Source organism: Mycolicibacterium bacteremicum (assembly GCF_002086115.1).
GTDB lineage: Bacteria > Actinomycetota > Actinomycetes > Mycobacteriales > Mycobacteriaceae > Mycobacterium > Mycobacterium bacteremicum.
In genome coordinates, this window is record NZ_MVHJ01000037.1 from 25,148 (window position 1) to 42,060 (window position 16,913).

Genomic DNA, 16,913 nt, shown 5'->3' on the forward strand with positions numbered 1-16,913 from the left:
GGCGCCAGCCCCGTGGGGCCCGGATCAGGGTGCCGGGGGTATCAACCGACACGGCGGGCCGTCCTTCGCGCGGCGCGGACCTCACGCAGACCGGCCGGTGCCGCATTGTCGAGGTCCGAGCCGGCATAGTGGCGGAACACGTCCTCCAGGGTGGCATCCTTGCCCACGGTCGACTTCAACTCCGACGGTGTGCCCTCGGCCTGCAGCCGGCCGTGGTGCATCAGGACGACCCGGTCGCACAGGGCGTCCGCCTCACCCATGTAGTGCGTCGTCAGCAGTACCGCCATCCCGAACTCCTGTTGCATACGGTCGACCTGATCCCAGACACTGTCGCGGGCAATGGGATCCAGGCCGACGGTGGGTTCGTCGAGGAGCAGTAGCGAGGGGCGATTCACCAGCGCTTGCGCCAGCTCGAGGCGACGGACCATGCCGCCGGAGAAGCTGCCCGCGGGTTTGTCGGCGACCTCGGTCAGTCCCATCGCATCGATCGCCTCGGCCACCCGGGCCGCGCGATCCCGGCGGCCGATGTCGTAGAGGCGGGCGAACAATTCGACGTTCTGCCGGCCCGTCAGCGCCGATTCGATGGAAAGTTGTTGCGGCACATACCCGATGTTGTATCGGATGTCCATGGTGTCGCGGCGGGCGTCGAGGCCGAAGATGTGCACCTGCCCCTGCTGTACCGGGGTGAGCGTGGTCAGCACGCGGATCGCGGTGGTCTTTCCGGCGCCGTTGGGGCCGAGCAGGCCGACCGTCTCGCCGGGGCGGACCAGCAGGTCCAGCCCGTCCACCGCGGTGAACGTGCCGTAGCGGTGGGTGAGTCCGCGGCAATCGATGGCCGGCGGGGTCATGGGGTGTCCTCCTGCAGGATTCGGGTGAGCTCGGAGATGACGTCCAGACCGGCGGTGAGCGCTGCGATCTGGCCGTCGTCGAGGCGGTCGAGCGCATCCGCCAGTGCGGTCCGCCTGGCATGGCGTGACCGGTCGGCGATCTGCTGTGCCGCGGGGGCGAGCCGCAACCGGCCCACCCGGCGATCGCTGCTGTCCACCGAACGGATCAGCAGATCGTCGGCGGCCAGCCGGGATACCAGCGTGGAGGCGGTGTTGGCGGCCAGGCCGAGGTCGGCGGCCGCCTCACGCACCGACACCCCGGGCCGGCGGCCGACGAGTCGTAACAGTTCGATCTGCGACTGGGTCAGTCCGTCGCGGTCGAACCCGGCGGCTGTGCCTTTCGTCGAGCGGCGCAGCTGGCGACGAAACCGGCCGACCACACCGAACAATTCGCCGGCGAGGTCGGTGCGGGTGCGCATACCCGCTACATTACCTCTGTTACAGAGCTATCCGCATGCCATGATGTGCGGATGCCGCAGTACCGCACGCTGCTGACCGCCGTCGACGGCGGCGTCGCGACGATCACGCTGCACCGGCCCGGCCGGCGGAATGCCTTCGGCGACGGTATGGGCGGGGAACTGGCCGATGCGCTGACCCGCTTCGGAACCGACGACGACATCCGGGTCATCGTGCTCACCGGCACGCCCCCGGCCTTCTGCGCGGGCGCCGACCTGGCCGCCGGGGACCAGACGTTCAGCGCGCCCGGGGCGGGCTTCAGTGCCGCGGGGTTGGCGGTGCCGGCCTGGACGCTGTCCAAGCCCGTGATTGCCGCCGTCAACGGCCACGCCATCGGCCTGGGACTGACGCTGGCGCTGCAGTGCGATATCCGGTTCTTCGCCGCCGACGCCCGCTACGGCGTGGTTCAGGTGCGCCGCGGAGTCGTCGGTGACGCCTATTCGCACTGGGTGCTGCCGCGACTGGTCGGTATCGCCAATGCCGCCGAGATCCTCTTGACCGGAGCCACTTTCGACGGCCACCGAGCGGTCGCACTCGGGTTGGGCAGCCGGGCACTGCCGGCCGGCGAGGTGCTGCCCGCCGCGTGGGAGGTGGCCGCCGATATCGCCGCCAACACCGCGCCGATGTCGGTGGCGGCCAGCAAACGCCTGCTCTGGGATTCGTTCGACCTCACCCGCGAGCAGGTCGGCGAGCGGGAAACCGAGATCCACCTGGCGCTGATGGGCCACGATGATGCGGCCGAGGGGGTGCGGGCCCAGGTGGCGGGTCGCTCGCCGCGGTGGACCGGCGCGCCGGTGGACCCTACTCGCTGACCTCGACCCCGCGCGCCCGCAGTAGCGCGACGGCCTCAGCGGTGGAATCGGGGGCCACCCCGGCGCACAGCGGCAGCAGGACCCGGGTGCGCAACCCGGCGGCCGCGGCATCGAGCGCCGTCGCGCGCACGCAGTAGTCGGTGGCGATCCCCACCACGTCCACCGCGTCCACCCGGCGCCGGGCCAGCCAGTCGGTCAGCGAGGTGCCGTCGGCATCGGTGCCCTCGAAACCGCTGTAGGCGGCCGAGAACTCGCCCTTGGTGAACACCGCCTCGACGGCGGCCGGGTCGAGATTCTCATGGAAGTCCACCCCCGAGGTACCGACCACGCAGTGCCGTGGCCAGGACACCCGGTAGTCCGGGGTGTCGGAGAAGTGCTCACCCGGGTCGATGTGGAAATCCATGGTCGCGACCACATGGTCGTAGTCGTGTCCGGCCAGCAGGTCGGTGATGGCACCGGCGACCGCGGCACCGCCGTCGACCGCCAGCGACCCGCCCTCGCAGAAGTCCTTCTGCACATCGACGACGATCAGCGCACGCATGGGTTCAACCGTAGTACCGCCTAGCCGCCGAAGAGCAGGTAGAGGCCCAGGAACGTGTAACCCACCATCACCAGCATCATGGCCAGCTGCCCGGTCATCTGATGCCCCTTGGGCAGCACCCGCAGCGCGCGGTCGTGCGCGGCGACGACACCGGCCACGTGCCCGAGCAGCACGAAACCGACCTTGATCGAGGCCAGCAACGACGGATGGGTCGACAGCAGGTAGTACACCTGCGCGTCCTGCATCCCCAGCAGCGCGTGCACCGTCTGCTGACCCTTCTCGATCAGATAGGTCAGGTAGTGCGCGAACACATATCCGATGACGATCGGGATCAGTGAGTGCGCCATCAACCCGGGCAGTTGCCTGCGCCGCGCAGGGTCGACCCCGCCGGTGGCCGCGGCCGCCAGGCTGAAGGTGACACCGACCGTGACCACGAAGACCAGCAGCCCGATGGTCTTGACCGCGCTGGCGCCCCAGACGCCCGTGGTGTGTCCGTCGACGAAATTGCGCCACCCCGGGATGGCCGAGAAGCTGTCGAAAGCCGTGGAGCCCAACAGTACTGCCAGGACGGCGACCACGCCGGGACGGACCGGCAGCGACAGCAGCCGGTTGAACGGATTTCCGATGGCGATGCGACCGTCCGGGTTGCGCTGCCACGGTGCGCACCGCGAGGCCACCATGCTGTACACCTCGAACGGATCGGCCCGCGCACACCAGCGCGGACCGCATACGAGCGCGCCGGCCAGCGTGACCGCGAGATAGATCAGCAGCCACGCCTTCACCGCGGACAACGATCCCGGGTCGGGGCTGGCGAGTTCCAGCCAGACGAAGGCGAACAGACCCGCCGCCGCCGGCCAGTAGCCGAGGCGGTCCGGGTAGGCGTCCCGGCCGACCCGCAGCAGGCGTGCCACCGTGCGCACCGGGGACAGCGCCCGCCACACCGGCCCGAACAGCAGCGACAGCGCCACCAACCCGACCCACAGCAGCACATAGAACACCCCGGGCAGGGCGTTGCGGGAATCCTGCGGACCGGTCACGGCGGCGACCGCCACCCAGATGCCCACCGCCACCCCGGCACCGGCCAGCACCCACCGCGTGGCCGCGGCGTCGACCGTCCGGGTCACCCAGTCGGGTAGCGCTCTCCCGGGGGTGTCGGCGTCGAATCGCGGTGTGCGCCATGCCAGTGCCACCAGCGCGAAGGTGAAGGTGAGCGTCCAGGCCGCACCCACCAGCGCGTAGCTGAACGGGATCGGCAGATCGGTCGAGCCACCGAGCCCGTGCGCCAGTACGGTCACTGCACCGCGATGGTGGCGACGACGCGGTGCGCGCCGTGCAGTTCCACGTCGACCCGGCCCGGCACCTCCACGGTGAACTGGAAGGTCTGCGGCGGGCCGGGTTTCACCTCGAAGGTGTGCTCGGGCGTGGCATGCACGTGCAACTCGTCGGGGACATCGCTGCGGACGCGGATCAGGATCGGCTGGTCGACGGCGGCCTGCACCTGCTGGTTGGTGGGTGTCACCACACCGTCGGCGATGGTGACGTTGACGAGGACCCGTTCCGGTGCCTCCTGCTGGTCGGTCATCGCCGGCACGCCGGCGGGGGTGGATGCGGCGGGCTGTGCGGACTCGGGGCTGCTGCAACCCACCGATACCAGTGCGGCGGTGGCCAATACAGTCAGTGTCCGCACATCATGTCCCATCATCGGTGGTGTTGGCGTCGTCGACGTCGTCGGTGTCGTCGGGGGTCCGGCGGTCCCGGATGGCCACCCAGGCCACCACGCCGGCCACGACGACCGCCGGAGCGAAGGCCGGCAGCGCCAGCAGCAGCGAGTGGTCGGCCAGGTAGGTCACGTGATCGGCTGAGGTTGTCTCGTCTCGGAACCGGCGTGCGCCCGCATCTCGCGATCGTTGATCCGCCCGGCGCCCCAACTCAACGCCGCGATGAGGATGAGCGAGCACAGCAGAACGACCAGCGAGGCCGTGGTGAACAGCCAACTGGGTACGTCCAGATTGCGTTCCCGCTGCAGGATTTCGATCTCCTGGACGAACGGCCGGTTGTTCGACGCCTCTGCGGGCAGCTCGGTGGCACCGATTCCCGGGTCGGCGGGCAGGAACACCGGCACCGCCGCCATCGTCGCACCGTCCTGGACACGGACCAGCGTCTTCCAGGTGCCCCAGACCGGCATCGGGCGGGTGGTCCGGTAGTGGCCGGGCCCCAGCCGCTCGAGCTTGTCCACGATCAGGCCGCGGTCGTTGTCCAGGCCCCCCTGCCAGGACAGCATCGACACCCATTCCGGGTCATCGCTGATCAGATCCGCGGGGGTGACCCGGATGTCGGCGCTGACGAGCCGTTCGCCGGGCGGGCTGGGCAGCTCGGTCAGGGTGATCTGCGCGCTGGCGTTCTGCGGCACCGAGATGTTGAGGCCGTTGCCCACGGCGGCACCGATGGTCAGCACGGTGAGCACGATGATGCCGATGCTCGCCGCACGGCGCGGCAACGGCCGCCCGGTGAGCACGATGCCCAGCAGGCCGCCGCACATGCCCATGAGGATGGCCACCGGGACCGCGGTGATCAGCGTCTCGACCCACATCGAGGTCGGCCACGGGTACATGAAGACCGCGTCGATCCAGAAGGACTCCAGCCACAGCCCCACCGTTCCGATCCCGGCGCCGGCGACGGCGCCGAACAGGATGGGGCGCTTGATCAATGGGGTCAGGGCGAGCAGCTCGACCACCACGGCCGGCCCGAGATAGAGCGCGAACCAACTGTAGGGCGCGCCGAGCACCGGACCGACCGCGACGGCGACGATGCCACGGATCAGCAGTGCGAACAGCACGGCGGCGATCGCGGCACCGCGACCCATGGTGATCCGCGCGGCGATCAGCGCCAGCGCGGCGGCCGCAGCCACCAGCATCGGGTGCAGCACCAGGCGGAACTGCTCGATACCGAAGTCGTATTCGACCGGGAACACCGACATTCCGATGACCAGACCGCCGAAGGCGAAGTAGCGCAAAATCTTCGGCAGTGAGCTGTCGTCCTCGGCGTCCGACGAGGCGAGGCGGCCCTCATGCTCGAGCAGCAGCACGGCCACCAGCGAGAGTCCGGCGCCGCCGATCAGCATCAGGTGCGTCGGCCCCCAGAGGGTGACGTCCTGTCCGAAGATGCGATGCCAGACGTCGTCGAGGGGGAATCCGATGAGCGCGTACAGGCCGCAGGCGGCCATCAGCACGCCGCCGACCGGCGCGTACCAGCTTCGGGTGATCTTGATGGCGGCCGGACCGGGCTTTTCATGCGGCAGGATGATCGCCATCGAACCCGCGATGAACAGCAGGAACAGTCCGACCAGGATGAAGTAGTGCGCCGGGTTGGCCAGCGGGCCGGAGTCGCGGCCCTTGCCGATGTGCAGGCTGACATCCCAGATGAAGCCGAACATCGCGCAGATGATCGTCGAGGTGAACAACAGCGTCGGCAGGGCCACCCAGGACGGCCGGTTCATCTTGGCGCCGACCTTGTTGGCCAAGGTGTCCAGCCAGGTGATCCGGTGGGTGCGGTGCAGGATGCCGATCCACAACAGCCCGGCGGTGATGATGCCGGTGGCGATCGTGATGCCGATGATCTGATCGAGATCGGCGCCACCGCCCTCGGTGGCCTCCACTGCCAAGACCGACAACGTGCCTGCCATCTTCACCCCCGGTTCTGTCGACGTCGACATCCTTACTGGCCGGTAATGTTGCCAGAATCGGTTATCCGAAACCAGGGGTACCGCGCTTTGGTTAGCCTGGGAGTCGATGAAGCTCGCCGGTTATCGCCTACGGCAGCGAGACGGTTACAGCTGCGGCCCCACGGTCGCGGTGGTCGCCGTCGTGTTGCTGGACGGCCGGTACCGCGCCCGCCTCGATGACGGTCCGGACTGGTTCGCCGCCGAACAGGGTGTCGTGCACCGGCAGGCGAACCGGCTGTGGCCGCGCCGGCTGGGGATGACCCCGGCGGGTCTGGCGGCGGTGCTGAATACGCGCAGTTCCGTGCGTTATCGCTGGCGGATGCACCGCGGGCTGCTGCCCGGGCGGCAGGATCCGGCGACCGATGTGGTGGCCGCCGTGCGGGCCGGCCATCCGGTCGCGATGCTGCTCGGACACGTCATCCCCCGGCACTGGGTGTTGATCGTCACGGCCGACGGGAATCGCCTGCGCTGCTTCGATCCGGCGTCGGGACAGCTGCGCGCGACGACGGTCGGCGCTATCCAGGAAGCGCACGTCGAGGGGCTGGGATTCGGCAGACCGTTCGCTTTGGTGCTGCCCGCGCGCGCCGGGACGCGTTGCGCCCCCCAGAACGTCAAACTATAGTCTGGACACATGTCCAGTGTGCTTCCGCCGCAGTTCAGCGGATTGAGCTGACGTGCGCATCGCCTTACTTTCCTATCGCAGCAAGACACATTGCGGTGGTCAGGGTGTGTACGTGCGTCACCTGTCCCGCGGTCTGGCCGAACTCGGCCACGACGTCGAGGTGTTCTCCGGTCAGCCCTATCCGGAGGGTCTGGACCCGCGGGTCCGGCTCACCAAGGTGCCCAGCCTGGACCTCTATCGCGAGCCCGACCCGTTCCGGGTTCCGCACCCGCGCGAGATCCGCGACCGCATCGACCTGCTCGAGCTGGCCACCATGTGGTCGGCCGGTTTTCCCGAGCCGATGACCTTCTGCATGAGGGTCAAGCGGATCATGGCGCAGCGCGGTGACGAGTTCGACGTGGTGCACGACAACCAGAGTCTGGGCTCGGCGCTGCTCGGCATCGCCGCTCTCGGCCTCCCGGTCGTCGCCACGGTGCACCATCCGATCACCCGCGACCGCGTGCTGGAGGTGGCCGCGGCGAAGTGGTGGCGCAAACCGCTGGTGCGGCGCTGGTATGCATTCGCCGAGACGCAGAAGAAGGTGGCCCGGGCGATCCCGGAGCTGCTGACCGTCTCGTCGACCTCGGCGGCCGATATCGCCGAGGACTTCGGTGTCAGCGCCGACCAGCTGCACGTGGTGCCGCTCGGTGTGGATACCGAGCTGTTCAAGCCGGCCCAGACCCGGGTGCCCGGCCGGATCATCGCGATCGCCAGTGCCGATGTTCCGCTCAAGGGCGTGGGCAACCTGCTGCACGCGGTGGCGCGGCTGCGCGCCCACCACAACCTCGACCTGCAGCTGGTGTCCAAGCTGGAACCCAACGGTCCCACCGAGAAGCTGATCGCCGAGCTGGGCATCTCCGATATCGTGCACATTTCCAGCGGCCTGTCCGACGAGGATCTGGCCGACCTGCTGGCCTCGGCTGAGATCGCTTGTATCCCTTCGCTTTACGAGGGTTTCTCATTGCCCGCGGTGGAGGCGATGGCCAGCGGGACACCGATCGTCGCGAGCCGGGCCGGCGCGCTGCCGGAGGTGCTCGGCGACGAGGGCGAGTGTGCGCGGCTGGTCCCGCCGGCCGATGTCGACAAACTCACCGAGGTCCTCGGTGAACTGCTGGACTCACCGGCCGAGCGGCACCGGCTCGGTGCCGCCGGTCGGCGGCGCGCCGTCGAGGTGTTCAGCTGGGAATCCGTTGCGGCGCAGACCGTCGCCGTCTACGAGCGGGCCGCCGAGAGAATCCAGAAAGGACGCGCCGCGTGCTGACCGTCGATTTCGACCGCCTTGGAGTCGGACCCGGGACATCGGTCATCGATGTCGGCTGCGGTGCCGGCCGGCACTCGTTCGAGGCCTACCGCCGGGGCGCGGATGTCGTCGCCTTCGACCAGAGCGTCCAGGACCTCAACGATGTCGACGCCATCCTGACCGCGATGAAGGAGCAGGGCGAGGCGCCCGCAGCGGCCCGCGCGGAGGCGGTCAAGGGTGACGCCCTGGACCTGCCGTACGCCGACGGCACCTTCGACTGTGTCATCGCCTCGGAGATCCTGGAGCACGTGCCGGCCGACGACGCGGCCATCGCCGAGCTGGTCCGGGTGCTCAAGCCCGGTGGGTCGCTGGCGGTGACGGTGCCCCGCTGGCTGCCCGAGAAGGTGTGCTGGCTGCTGTCGGATGAGTATCACGCCAACGAGGGCGGCCATATCCGGATCTACCGGGCCGACGAACTGCGTGACAAGATCACCGGCCGCGGAATGCACTTCACCCACAGCGAGCATGCCCATTCCCTGCACGCGCCGTTCTGGTGGCTCAAATGCGCTGTCGGCGTGGACAAGCCGGATCACCCGCTGGTGACCGCGTACCACAAGCTGCTGGTCTGGGACATGATGAGCCGGCCCTGGGTGACCCGGCAGGCCGAGGCGGCACTCAACCCGCTGATCGGTAAGAGCGTCGCACTCTACTTCCGGAAACCCACGGTGTGAGATGACCGGCCACGAGATCCCCGGTGTCGCCGGTGTCCTGACCCCGGCGCAGTGCAGGCAGACCGCGGTCTCCATCGCCGAGACCCAGGAGTCCTCCGGTGCCATCCCGTGGTCTGTGGGCGGGCACACCGATCCGTGGGATCACGTCGAGAACGCGATGGCGCTGACGGTCGCGGGCCTGCTGGAGCCGGCCCGGGCGGCGTTCGACTGGTGCCGCACGGCCCAGCGTGCCGACGGCTCCTGGCCGATCCAGTTGCGCAACGGTGTCATCGAGGACGCCAACATCGACAGCAACTTCTGCGCCTATGTCGCCACCGGCGTCTGGCATCACGTGCTCATCACCGGTGACCGCCGGTTCGCCGAGCAGATGTGGCCGACGGTCACCCGCGCCATCGACCTGGTGTTGACGATGCAGCTGCCCGGTGGCGAGATCGCCTGGGCCAGAAGCGATGCCGGCCTGATCGAGGAGGCGCTGCTCACCGGCTGTGCGAGCATCTACCACAGCATCCGGTGCGCACTGGCACTGGCGAACTACCTGGACGACCCGCAGCCGGAGTGGGAGGTCGCGCTCGGACAGCTCGGCCATGCGATCGCCGAACATCCCGAGTCGTTCAACGCCAAGGACACCCACGCGATGGAGTGGTATTACCCGGTGCTGGGCGGCGCACTGCGCGGACCGGCAGCGCGAGCCCGCATCGAAGAGCGCTGGGACGACTTCGTGGTGCAGGGGCTGGGGATCCGCTGTGTGGACCACCGGCCGTGGGTGACCGGCGCGGAAACCTGCGAGCTGGTGATGGCCCTGGACGCCATCGGCGACCGGACCCGGGCGCGTGAGCAGTTCGCAGCCATGCAGCACCTGCGCGAGGAGGACGGCTCGTACTGGACGGGACTGGTCTTCGCCGACGGCAAGCGCTGGCCGGAGGAGCGGACCACCTGGACCGGTGCGGCGATGATCCTGGCCGCCGACGCGCTGTCGAGCACCACGCCGGCGGCGGGCATCTTCCGGACCGATCTGCCGCGCGGACTGGAAGGCGAGTTCGACTGCGCCTGCGCCACATCCGGGCCGGCCGGCCGCTAGCGTCGCTCCAGCAGTCGCAACGACCCGGTCGCGGAGACCTCGGTGAAATCACCGGAGTCCAGGGCGCGGCGGTAGATGTGGAACGGGGCCTGCCCGCCGTCGTTCGGATCGGGGAAGACATCGTGGATGACCAGCCCGCCGCCGGGGGCGACCCACCTGGCCCAACCGTCGTAGTCGCGCTGGGCGGCCTCTTCGGTATGCCCGCCGTCGATGAACAGGAACTGCACCGGGGTGGCCCAGATCTTGGCCACCACGGGCGATTTGCCGACGATGGCCACCACATGGTCGTCCAGGCCGGCCAGGTCCAGGGTGTGCCGGGCGGTGGGCAGCGTGTCGAAACGGCCGGTCACCGGGTCGACCAGGGTGGTGTCGTGGTACTCCCAGCCGGGTTGATGCTCCTCGGAACCGTGGTGGTGGTCGACGGTGTAGATGACACCACCGGTGTGGACCGCGGCCGCGCCGAGCAGGACGGTGGACTTCGCACAGTAGGTGCCGATCTCGACACCGACCCCGCCGGCCAGGTAGCGCACCGCCGCGTCGTAGAGGGCACGACCTTCGTCGGCGGGCATGAACCCGATGACCTGCTCGGCGAAGTCGAACAGGCGGGCGGACTCGGGTGGCAGGTCGGTCTGCGCGGTGCTCATGGCAGACAACCTACCGTTGCTGGTCGCAGGGGGTTACAGTAGTGTCTGGACACGTGTCCGATGCGACTCTGGAGTCGACTCGCCGCAGGCTGAGCGCCAAACAGGCCGACACCGTCGACCGCCTCGGCCGGGCGGCTCTGGACCTGCTTGCCCGGGAGGGTTTCGCCGCGTTGACGGTGCGCCGGGTCGCGGCGCAGGCCGGTGTCGGCGCCGCCACCGCATACACCTACTTCTCGTCCAAGGAACACCTTGTCGCCGAGGTGTTCTGGCGTCGGCTCGCGGAGTCCCCGCTGGCCGCCCACGAGTCCGAGGACCCGGCGACGCGGGTGCTTGAGGTGCTGGAGCACATCTCGGCCCTGGTGGCCGGTGAGCCGGAGTTCGCAGGTGCGGTGACCAACGCGCTGCTGGGCAAGGATCCCGATGTCGACGTGTTGCGCGGCCGCATCGGTGCGGACATCCGCGGCCGGCTGGTCGCCGCCCTGGGTTCGGCGGTGGATCCCGACGTGATCGAGGCTCTCGAGTTGCTCTACACGGGGACGCTGGTGTGGGCGGGCATGGGTTATGAGGACTATCCGGAGATCTCGCTGCGGCTGCTGAAGTCGGCGCGGTTGATCCTGCGTTAGCGACGTCCGGCGCCGAGCACGGCCGCGGCGGCGGTGACGGCCGGTGCCAGGATGCTGTCCACCGGCGCACCGTCCTCGACGGTCAGTGCGGTGAGCTCGCGTAGCCCGCCGAGCAGGATCACCGCCAGTTCGCGGCTCACCGGGGCGATCTCGGCACGCCGGAAGCCCGGGCTGCCGGACAGCTCGACGAGCATCTCGGTGAGTCCGGTCATGGCCGAGCGCTGGATCGTCCGCACGGTGGCGCCCAGTGCGGGTAGTTCCCGTATCCAACTCAGCGTGATCGCCGGGCGGGCGCCGATGTGGGCGACGTAGGCCGCAGCTGCCTGCTCGATCTGCCGGTCCCACAGGGCCTCCGGGTCGACCGCGGCGCGGATCTCGGCGATCAGCTGCTCGTGGTCAGCGCGGAGCAGCTCGACAAAGCACTGTTCCTTGTCCGTGAACTCGGTATAGAAGGTCCGCTTCGAGGTGCGGGCGTGCCGCACGATATCGGCCACCGTGCTGGCGCGGTATCCGCGCTCGCCGATGGAGGCGGCCAGTCCGTCGAGCAGGCGGGTGCGAAACGACATGTCGTCGCTCATACCCACTCCTCGTCGAACGGCTATTGCCCACGGCGGTACCACGGAGTACCGTAACGCAGATCACCGTGGTACAGCGCAGTACCACCAACCGGTCTGGAGTGTTTCATGAGCGAAGTGACCGTCGACCGTACCGACACCCCCGCGGTCAACCTGCCGCCCGGCCCGACGTTCAACCGGGCGGTGCTCGGCATCGGGTTCGCGCTCTTCCGCCGCCCGGTGGTCGCGCGACTGGCCGACCGGTATGGCTCGGCATTCACCATGGCGCTCCCGGTCTTCGGTCCGACCGTCATCGTCACCGACTCCCAGTTGGCCAAGCAGTTGTTCATGGCCAGTCCCGACGACGTCGGCAACATCCAGCCCAACCTGTCCCGGATCCTCGGTGCCGGTTCGGTCTTCGCGCTGGACCGCGCCGAACACCGGCGCAGGCGCAAGCTGCTCACCCCGCCGTTCCACGGCAAGAGCGTCAAGAACTACGAGCAGATCTTCGAGGAGGAGACGCTGCGCGAGTCCGCGAATTGGCCGGTGGGAAGGGAGTTCCCGATCCTCGAGCCGATGATGCGGATCACCCTCAACGCAATCCTGCGGGCGGTGTTCGGCGCCGACGGTGCCCACCTGGACGAACTGCGCCGGATCATTCCGCCGTGGGTGACGCTGGGTTCGCGGTGTGCGACCCTGCCCACCCCGAAGCGGGACTACGGCCGTTGGCATCCGTGGGGACGGTTGGCCGAATACCGCCGCCGCTATGACGAGGTCGTGGGCAGGCTCATCGACGATGTCGCGGCCGATCCGCGCCTCGACCAGCGGGACGACGTGCTGGCGCTGTTGCTGCGCAGCAGTTACGAGGACGGCACCGCGATGTCGCGCCAGGACATCGCCGACGAACTGCTGACCCTGCTGGCGGCCGGCCATGAGACGACGGCCTCGACCATGGGCTGGGTGTTTGAGCGGATCAGCAGGCACCCGCAGGTGCTGGCGAAGCTGGTCGAGGAGGCACAGGGCGACGGCAACGAATACCGCCAGGCCGTCATCCTGGAGACCCAGCGCGCCCGCACGGTCATCGACTTCTCCGGGCGGCACGTCTATTCGCCCACCTTGGAACTCGGTGAATGGGTTGTCCCGCAAGGATATTCAATCGTTGTCAGTCTGTCCCAGCTGCACGAGCGTGAGTTCGAGGATGCCGACCGGTTCGACCCGCAGCGGTTCGTCGGCAACCGCCCGCCGCTGGCCTGGGTGCCCTATGGCGGCGGTACCCGGCGCTGCGTCGGCGCGGTGTTCGCCAATGTCGAGATGGACGTCGTGCTGCGCACCGTGCTGCGGCACTTCACCGTCGCCACCACCACCGCGCCGGGCGAGAAGGTGCACTCACGCGGAGTGGCCTTCACGCCCAAGCGCGGCGGTCGGGTGGTGCTGCACCGGCGGGCCGGAGCGTAGCGACCGGGGATCGATCCCGCGCTGGTCAGACCTCGGCGCGCTTGGGCAGTTTCCAGCCCGGCCGAGGGAAGTGGCAGGTGTAGCCGGTCGGGTAGCGGACCAGGTAGTCCTGGTGCTCGGGCTCGGCCTCCCAGAAGTCGGCCTCCGGGACCACCTCTGTGACGACCTTGCCGGGCCACAAGCCCGAAGCGTCGACATCGGCGATGGTGTCCAGCGCGATCGACTTCTGGTCATCGTCGACGTAGAAGATCGCCGACCGGTAGCTGCTGCCGATGTCGTTGCCCTGACGGTTCTTCGTCGACGGATCGTGGATCTGGAAGAAGAACTCCAGCAGTGCCCGGTAATCGGTCTTGGCGGGGTCGTAGATGATCTCGATCGCCTCCGCATGACCCGGGTGGTTGCGGTAGGTGGCGTGGTCGTTCTGCCCGCCGGTGTAACCCACCCGCGTGGACACCACACCCGGCTGCTTACGAATCAGATCCTGCATGCCCCAGAAGCAGCCGCCGGCCAGAATGGCCTTCTGGAAGTCGCTCATGCGCTATCTCTCCTTCGCTTCGGTTCAGCCTCCATTGTGCTCCGCCGTTACGGTGGAACCCATGCCTAGAGCTGTAACAACGGCCCTTGTCTGTCTAATCCAGGCGTGTGGCCTGCTCATGGCCGGTTTTCCCACCGCCTCGGCCGAGCCGACCCAGGCGCTGCCCGAGGTGCCCGCCGATCCCGGGCGGGCGGTGTTCGTCGACGATCCGCAGATTCTGAATCCGCACGCCACCACCGTGGAGTCGTGGAGCCGCAGCGGAGAGGGCCTGCGGGTGAACTTCGCGTCCGGCGCGCCGGACTGCTTCGGCGTGCACGTGCTGGTGGAGGAGACGCCCGAGGCGGTCACCGTCGACCTCAACGGCGGTATGCCGCCCGCCTCGATCGGCCGGATGTGTATCGCCCTGGCGGTGCCCGGCAGCGTCGATGTGCCCCTGGACCGGCCGCTGGGTGACCGCGTGGTCCTCGCCGTTGCCGACAGTCTCGACAAACCCAGTTAGAACGTGTTCTAGTTCATGGTGTGACGTTGTTCACCCGTGACGAACTGACCGAGGCCTACGCCACCTTCGAGGACACCGTGGCGCGCGCCGCGACCACCCGGGACTGGGATCCGTGGGTGGACCAGTACACCACCGACGTCGAATACGTCGAACACGCCGCCGGCACCATGCGCGGACGTGAGCAGGTGCGGCCGTGGATCTGGAAGACCATGGAGAGCTTTCCCGGCAACCACATGACCGCCTTCCCGTCGCTGTGGTCGGTGATCGACGAATCAACCTCGCGGGTGATCTGCGAACTGGACAACCCGATGCGCGATCCGGGCGACGGCACCGTCATCAGTGCCACCAACATCTCGATCCTGACCTACGCCGGCGACGGACTGTGGCGCCGTCAGGAGGACATCTACAACCCGCTGCGATTCGTCTCGGCGGCGATGAAGTGGTGCAAGAAGGCAGCCGAACTCGGCACCCTCGACGACGAGGCCGCCGAATGGATGAAGGGCATGGCGCGATGACGGAACCATCACCCGTCGCTCCGCTCGGCCGCGGGCCCGTCCTCGTCATCGGGGCCAACGGTTACCTCGGCTCGCATCTGACCCGCCAACTGGTCGCTGACGGGCAGGAGGTCCGGGTGATGGTGCGCGATGGTGCCAACACCATCGGTATCGATGACCTGGATGTGCAGCGCTTCGTCGGCGACATCTGGGACACCGAGGTGCTGCGCAAGGCGATGACGGGCGCGGAGGTCATCTACTACTGCGTCGTGGACACCCGCGGTTGGCTGCGCGATCCGTCCCCGCTGTTCCGCACGAACGTCGAGGGCACCCGCAACGTACTGGAAGTCGCCGTCGAGCCCGAGATCGCGACCGGTCTGCGCAAATTCGTCTTCACCAGCAGCTATGCCACGATCGGACGGCGCCGAGGTCGCGTTGCCACCGAGGACGACATCATCGGTGAGCGTGGGATCACGCCCTACGTGCGGTCGCGGGTGCAGGCCGAGAAGCTGGTGCTGTCGTACGCGCGGGAACGCGGCCTGCCGGCGGTCGCGATGTGCGTGTCGACGACATACGGCGGCAAGGATTGGGGCCGCACGCCACACGGCGCCATCATCGCCGGCGCCGCCTTCGGAAAACTCCCGTTCGTGATGAGCGGTATCGAACTGGAGGCCGTCGGCGTGAACGATGCTGCCCGCGCGTTGATCCTGGCTGCCGAGAAGGGTCGCGACGGTGAGCGATATCTGGTCTCGGAGAAAATGATCAGCAATGCCGAGGTCGCCCGTATCGCCGCGCAGACCGCCGGTGTCGCGCCGCCGGCCCGCTCCATCCCGCTGCCGCTGACCTATCTGCTGGCCGCCGCGGGCACGCTGAAGGGCAGGCTGCGCAAGACCGACGAACGGTTGTCGCTGGCGTCGCTACGGTTGATGCGCGCCGAGGCTCCGGTCGACTGCAGCAAGGCCCGCCGCGAACTGGGTTGGGTGCCAACTCCTGTCGAGGACTCCATCGCCGAATCCGCGCGGTTCTGGGTCGGTTTGCGCGATGCCCGCCGACGGCAGTGAACAGGTCCGGATCGACCTGACCGGCGCGCCGCAGACGATGCTGGCCACGCTGTACGCGAAGGCGCTGGACTGTGCGCTGCCGCAACCGGTTCTCGGTGACCGGTGGGCCGCTGACATCGTATCGCGCATCGACTATGACTGGTCGGCAACGACGATCGATGCCCGCCGGTCGCCGGCGGTCACCACACGCAGTGCGCAGCTGGACACCTGGGTCCGGCAGTTCCTGGCTGTTGAGGCCAAAGCCGTTGTGCTGCACCTGGGTTGCGGTCTGGACAGCCGGTACCTGCGGGTTGCGCCGGGCCCGCAGGTCGAGTGGTTCGATATCGACTACCCCGAGGTATGCGCGCTGCGGCGCCGACTGCTGCCGGTCGGTGAGGCGAACCACCACGAGATCGGCGCGTCGGTGACCGATCCTGGCTGGTTCGCCGATATCCCCACAGGCGCGCCGTTGCTCGCGATCGGCGAGGGGCTGACGATGTATCTCACCGAGCGTGACGGGGTGGACCTGCTGAATCGGATCGTCGGTCACGCCGGTCACGGCGAGTTGCAGTTCGACTTCTTCAGTTCCCTTGGTATCAGGGCCCAGTGGACCAATACCGTGGTCCGCCGATCCGGGGCGACGTTGCACTGGGGTATCGACGATCCCGCCGACATCGTGGCCGCGGTGCCTGGCACCAGGCTGCTGACCCGGGTCGGCGCGTTCGAGGCACCAGGTTTTGACCGCGTCCCGGTGGCGTACCGGGTGCTGGCCCGTGCCATGTCGACGGTGCCGGCGCTGCGCTACATGGCGTCGTATCACCGCTACGCGTTCTAGAAGGGCGGTGGGTCGGCGTCGATGTGGGCGCGGTTGAGTGCGCGTTCGTGGGCTATGCGGTAGGCGCGGTTCTGGGCCCGGGTGCGAGATCGTCTGGGGGCGGCCAG

The 16,913-nt window shown here is 68.6% G+C and carries 21 protein-coding genes; 11 read left to right on the forward strand and 10 right to left on the reverse strand.

Going from position 1 to position 16,913, the window contains the following annotated elements:
• Positions 1-41 precede the first annotated feature (41 nt).
• Positions 42-848 carry an ATP-binding cassette domain-containing protein gene (locus tag BST17_RS25885; RefSeq protein ID WP_083061768.1) on the reverse strand — a complete coding sequence of 269 codons (807 nt, stop codon included), beginning with the start codon at positions 846-848 and terminating at the stop codon, positions 42-44.
• Positions 845-1,306, reverse strand: coding sequence for a MarR family winged helix-turn-helix transcriptional regulator (locus tag BST17_RS25890; RefSeq protein ID WP_083061769.1), 462 nt, complete (start codon positions 1,304-1,306; stop codon positions 845-847). The genes BST17_RS25885 and BST17_RS25890 overlap by 4 nt, the downstream gene beginning before the upstream one ends.
• Before the next feature lie 51 nt (positions 1,307-1,357).
• Between BST17_RS25890 and BST17_RS25895 the strand changes: the two genes are divergently transcribed.
• Positions 1,358-2,155 carry an enoyl-CoA hydratase/isomerase family protein gene (locus BST17_RS25895; protein ID WP_083061770.1) on the forward strand — a complete coding sequence of 266 codons (798 nt, stop codon included), beginning with the start codon at positions 1,358-1,360 and terminating at the stop codon, positions 2,153-2,155.
• Here the strand turns inward: BST17_RS25895 and BST17_RS25900 are convergent.
• From BST17_RS25900 to BST17_RS25915, 5 genes are read right to left on the reverse strand one after another with little or no spacing between them, the layout of a single operon-like run.
• Entirely contained in the window at positions 2,145-2,696 is a 552-nt protein-coding gene (locus BST17_RS25900) for an isochorismatase family protein (RefSeq protein WP_083061771.1), read from the reverse strand. The two genes, BST17_RS25895 and BST17_RS25900, sit on opposite strands and share 11 nt — an antisense overlap.
• 20 nt (positions 2,697-2,716) lie before the next feature.
• Positions 2,717-3,991, reverse strand: a complete 1,275-nt coding sequence (locus BST17_RS25905) for a hypothetical protein (protein ID WP_083061772.1) — start codon at positions 3,989-3,991, stop codon at positions 2,717-2,719.
• Positions 3,988-4,383, reverse strand: a complete 396-nt coding sequence (locus tag BST17_RS25910; protein ID WP_083061773.1) for a hypothetical protein — start codon at positions 4,381-4,383, stop codon at positions 3,988-3,990. Before BST17_RS25910 ends, BST17_RS25905 begins: the two co-directional genes overlap by 4 nt.
• Before the next feature lies 1 nt (position 4,384).
• Positions 4,385-4,546, reverse strand: coding sequence for a hypothetical protein (locus BST17_RS29425; RefSeq protein ID WP_165762353.1), 162 nt, complete (start codon positions 4,544-4,546; stop codon positions 4,385-4,387).
• Positions 4,543-6,378, reverse strand: coding sequence for a hypothetical protein (locus BST17_RS25915; RefSeq protein WP_083061800.1), 1,836 nt, complete (start codon positions 6,376-6,378; stop codon positions 4,543-4,545). Before BST17_RS25915 ends, BST17_RS29425 begins: the two co-directional genes overlap by 4 nt.
• A 106-nt stretch (positions 6,379-6,484) precedes the next feature.
• Between BST17_RS25915 and BST17_RS25920 the strand changes: the two genes are divergently transcribed.
• The 4 genes from BST17_RS25920 to BST17_RS25935 are packed head-to-tail and all read left to right on the forward strand — an operon-like array spanning position 6,485 to position 10,127.
• Positions 6,485-7,039 (forward strand): hypothetical protein, encoded by a 555-nt coding sequence (locus tag BST17_RS25920; RefSeq protein ID WP_083061774.1) that lies wholly within the window; start codon positions 6,485-6,487, stop codon positions 7,037-7,039.
• A 52-nt stretch (positions 7,040-7,091) separates the two neighbouring features.
• Entirely contained in the window at positions 7,092-8,339 is a 1,248-nt protein-coding gene (locus BST17_RS25925; protein ID WP_083061775.1) for an MMP alpha-(1->4)-mannosyltransferase, read from the forward strand.
• A complete protein-coding gene (locus BST17_RS25930) occupies positions 8,333-9,049 on the forward strand; it encodes a class I SAM-dependent methyltransferase (protein ID WP_083061776.1) in 717 nt (238 codons plus the stop codon). The genes BST17_RS25925 and BST17_RS25930 overlap by 7 nt, the downstream gene beginning before the upstream one ends.
• 1 nt (position 9,050) lies before the next feature.
• Positions 9,051-10,127: an MMP endo-(1,4)-3-O-methyl-alpha-D-mannosidase gene (locus tag BST17_RS25935; RefSeq protein ID WP_083061777.1), complete on the forward strand. Its 1,077-nt coding sequence runs from the start codon at positions 9,051-9,053 to the stop codon at positions 10,125-10,127.
• Here BST17_RS25935 and BST17_RS25940 read toward each other — a convergent pair.
• Positions 10,124-10,771: a class I SAM-dependent methyltransferase gene (locus BST17_RS25940; RefSeq protein WP_083061778.1), complete on the reverse strand. Its 648-nt coding sequence runs from the start codon at positions 10,769-10,771 to the stop codon at positions 10,124-10,126. The two genes, BST17_RS25935 and BST17_RS25940, sit on opposite strands and share 4 nt — an antisense overlap.
• A gap of 53 nt (positions 10,772-10,824) precedes the next feature.
• On the opposite strand from BST17_RS25940, the gene BST17_RS25945 reads away from it, so the two are divergent.
• A complete protein-coding gene (locus tag BST17_RS25945) occupies positions 10,825-11,394 on the forward strand; it encodes a TetR/AcrR family transcriptional regulator (RefSeq protein WP_083061779.1) in 570 nt (189 codons plus the stop codon).
• On the opposite strand, the gene BST17_RS25950 is transcribed toward BST17_RS25945, so the two are convergent.
• Positions 11,391-11,972: a TetR/AcrR family transcriptional regulator gene (locus tag BST17_RS25950; RefSeq protein ID WP_083061780.1), complete on the reverse strand. Its 582-nt coding sequence runs from the start codon at positions 11,970-11,972 to the stop codon at positions 11,391-11,393. The genes BST17_RS25945 and BST17_RS25950 overlap by 4 nt on opposite strands.
• A gap of 105 nt (positions 11,973-12,077) precedes the next feature.
• On the opposite strand from BST17_RS25950, the gene BST17_RS25955 reads away from it, so the two are divergent.
• Positions 12,078-13,403 (forward strand): cytochrome P450, encoded by a 1,326-nt coding sequence (locus tag BST17_RS25955; protein ID WP_083061781.1) that lies wholly within the window; start codon positions 12,078-12,080, stop codon positions 13,401-13,403.
• Positions 13,404-13,428: 25 nt separating this feature from the next.
• Here the strand turns inward: BST17_RS25955 and msrA are convergent, their stop codons facing one another.
• Positions 13,429-13,938: a peptide-methionine (S)-S-oxide reductase MsrA gene (gene msrA / locus BST17_RS25960; protein WP_083061782.1), complete on the reverse strand. Its 510-nt coding sequence runs from the start codon at positions 13,936-13,938 to the stop codon at positions 13,429-13,431.
• A gap of 118 nt (positions 13,939-14,056) precedes the next feature.
• Here msrA and BST17_RS25965 point away from each other — a divergent pair, with 118 nt between their 5' ends.
• From BST17_RS25965 to BST17_RS25980, 4 genes are read left to right on the forward strand one after another with little or no spacing between them, the layout of a single operon-like run.
• On the forward strand, positions 14,057-14,437 hold the full coding sequence (locus BST17_RS25965) for a hypothetical protein (protein ID WP_234807832.1): 381 nt from the start codon (positions 14,057-14,059) through the stop codon (positions 14,435-14,437).
• Between the two features lie 20 nt (positions 14,438-14,457).
• Positions 14,458-14,952 carry a nuclear transport factor 2 family protein gene (locus BST17_RS25970; RefSeq protein ID WP_083061783.1) on the forward strand — a complete coding sequence of 165 codons (495 nt, stop codon included), beginning with the start codon at positions 14,458-14,460 and terminating at the stop codon, positions 14,950-14,952.
• A complete protein-coding gene (locus tag BST17_RS25975; protein ID WP_083061784.1) occupies positions 14,949-15,992 on the forward strand; it encodes an NAD-dependent epimerase/dehydratase family protein in 1,044 nt (347 codons plus the stop codon). Before BST17_RS25970 ends, BST17_RS25975 begins: the two co-directional genes overlap by 4 nt.
• Positions 15,973-16,806: a class I SAM-dependent methyltransferase gene (locus BST17_RS25980; RefSeq protein WP_083061785.1), complete on the forward strand. Its 834-nt coding sequence runs from the start codon at positions 15,973-15,975 to the stop codon at positions 16,804-16,806. The genes BST17_RS25975 and BST17_RS25980 overlap by 20 nt, the downstream gene beginning before the upstream one ends.
• Positions 16,807-16,913 lie beyond the last annotated feature (107 nt).

What these genes read in the sequence shown, in the direction of transcription:
- BST17_RS25950 (WP_083061780.1), bottom strand. Translation starts at nt 11,972, where the DNA reads ATGAGCGACGACATGTCGTTTCGCACCCGCCTGCTCGACGGACTGGCC.
- BST17_RS25915 (WP_083061800.1), bottom strand. Translation starts at nt 6,378, where the DNA reads ATGGCAGGCACGTTGTCGGTCTTGGCAGTGGAGGCCACCGAGGGCGGT.
- BST17_RS25900 (WP_083061771.1), bottom strand. Translation starts at nt 2,696, where the DNA reads ATGCGTGCGCTGATCGTCGTCGATGTGCAGAAGGACTTCTGCGAGGGC.
- BST17_RS25965 (WP_234807832.1), top strand. Translation starts at nt 14,057, where the DNA reads ATGGCCGGTTTTCCCACCGCCTCGGCCGAGCCGACCCAGGCGCTGCCC.
- BST17_RS25975 (WP_083061784.1), top strand. Translation starts at nt 14,949, where the DNA reads ATGACGGAACCATCACCCGTCGCTCCGCTCGGCCGCGGGCCCGTCCTC.
- BST17_RS25920 (WP_083061774.1), top strand. Translation starts at nt 6,485, where the DNA reads ATGAAGCTCGCCGGTTATCGCCTACGGCAGCGAGACGGTTACAGCTGC.
- msrA (WP_083061782.1), bottom strand. Translation starts at nt 13,938, where the DNA reads ATGAGCGACTTCCAGAAGGCCATTCTGGCCGGCGGCTGCTTCTGGGGC.
- BST17_RS25940 (WP_083061778.1), bottom strand. Translation starts at nt 10,771, where the DNA reads ATGAGCACCGCGCAGACCGACCTGCCACCCGAGTCCGCCCGCCTGTTC.
- BST17_RS25885 (WP_083061768.1), bottom strand. Translation starts at nt 848, where the DNA reads ATGACCCCGCCGGCCATCGATTGCCGCGGACTCACCCACCGCTACGGC.
- BST17_RS25895 (WP_083061770.1), top strand. Translation starts at nt 1,358, where the DNA reads ATGCCGCAGTACCGCACGCTGCTGACCGCCGTCGACGGCGGCGTCGCG.
- BST17_RS25890 (WP_083061769.1), bottom strand. Translation starts at nt 1,306, where the DNA reads ATGCGCACCCGCACCGACCTCGCCGGCGAATTGTTCGGTGTGGTCGGC.
- BST17_RS25955 (WP_083061781.1), top strand. Translation starts at nt 12,078, where the DNA reads ATGAGCGAAGTGACCGTCGACCGTACCGACACCCCCGCGGTCAACCTG.
- BST17_RS25980 (WP_083061785.1), top strand. Translation starts at nt 15,973, where the DNA reads ATGCCCGCCGACGGCAGTGAACAGGTCCGGATCGACCTGACCGGCGCG.
- BST17_RS25935 (WP_083061777.1), top strand. Translation starts at nt 9,051, where the DNA reads ATGACCGGCCACGAGATCCCCGGTGTCGCCGGTGTCCTGACCCCGGCG.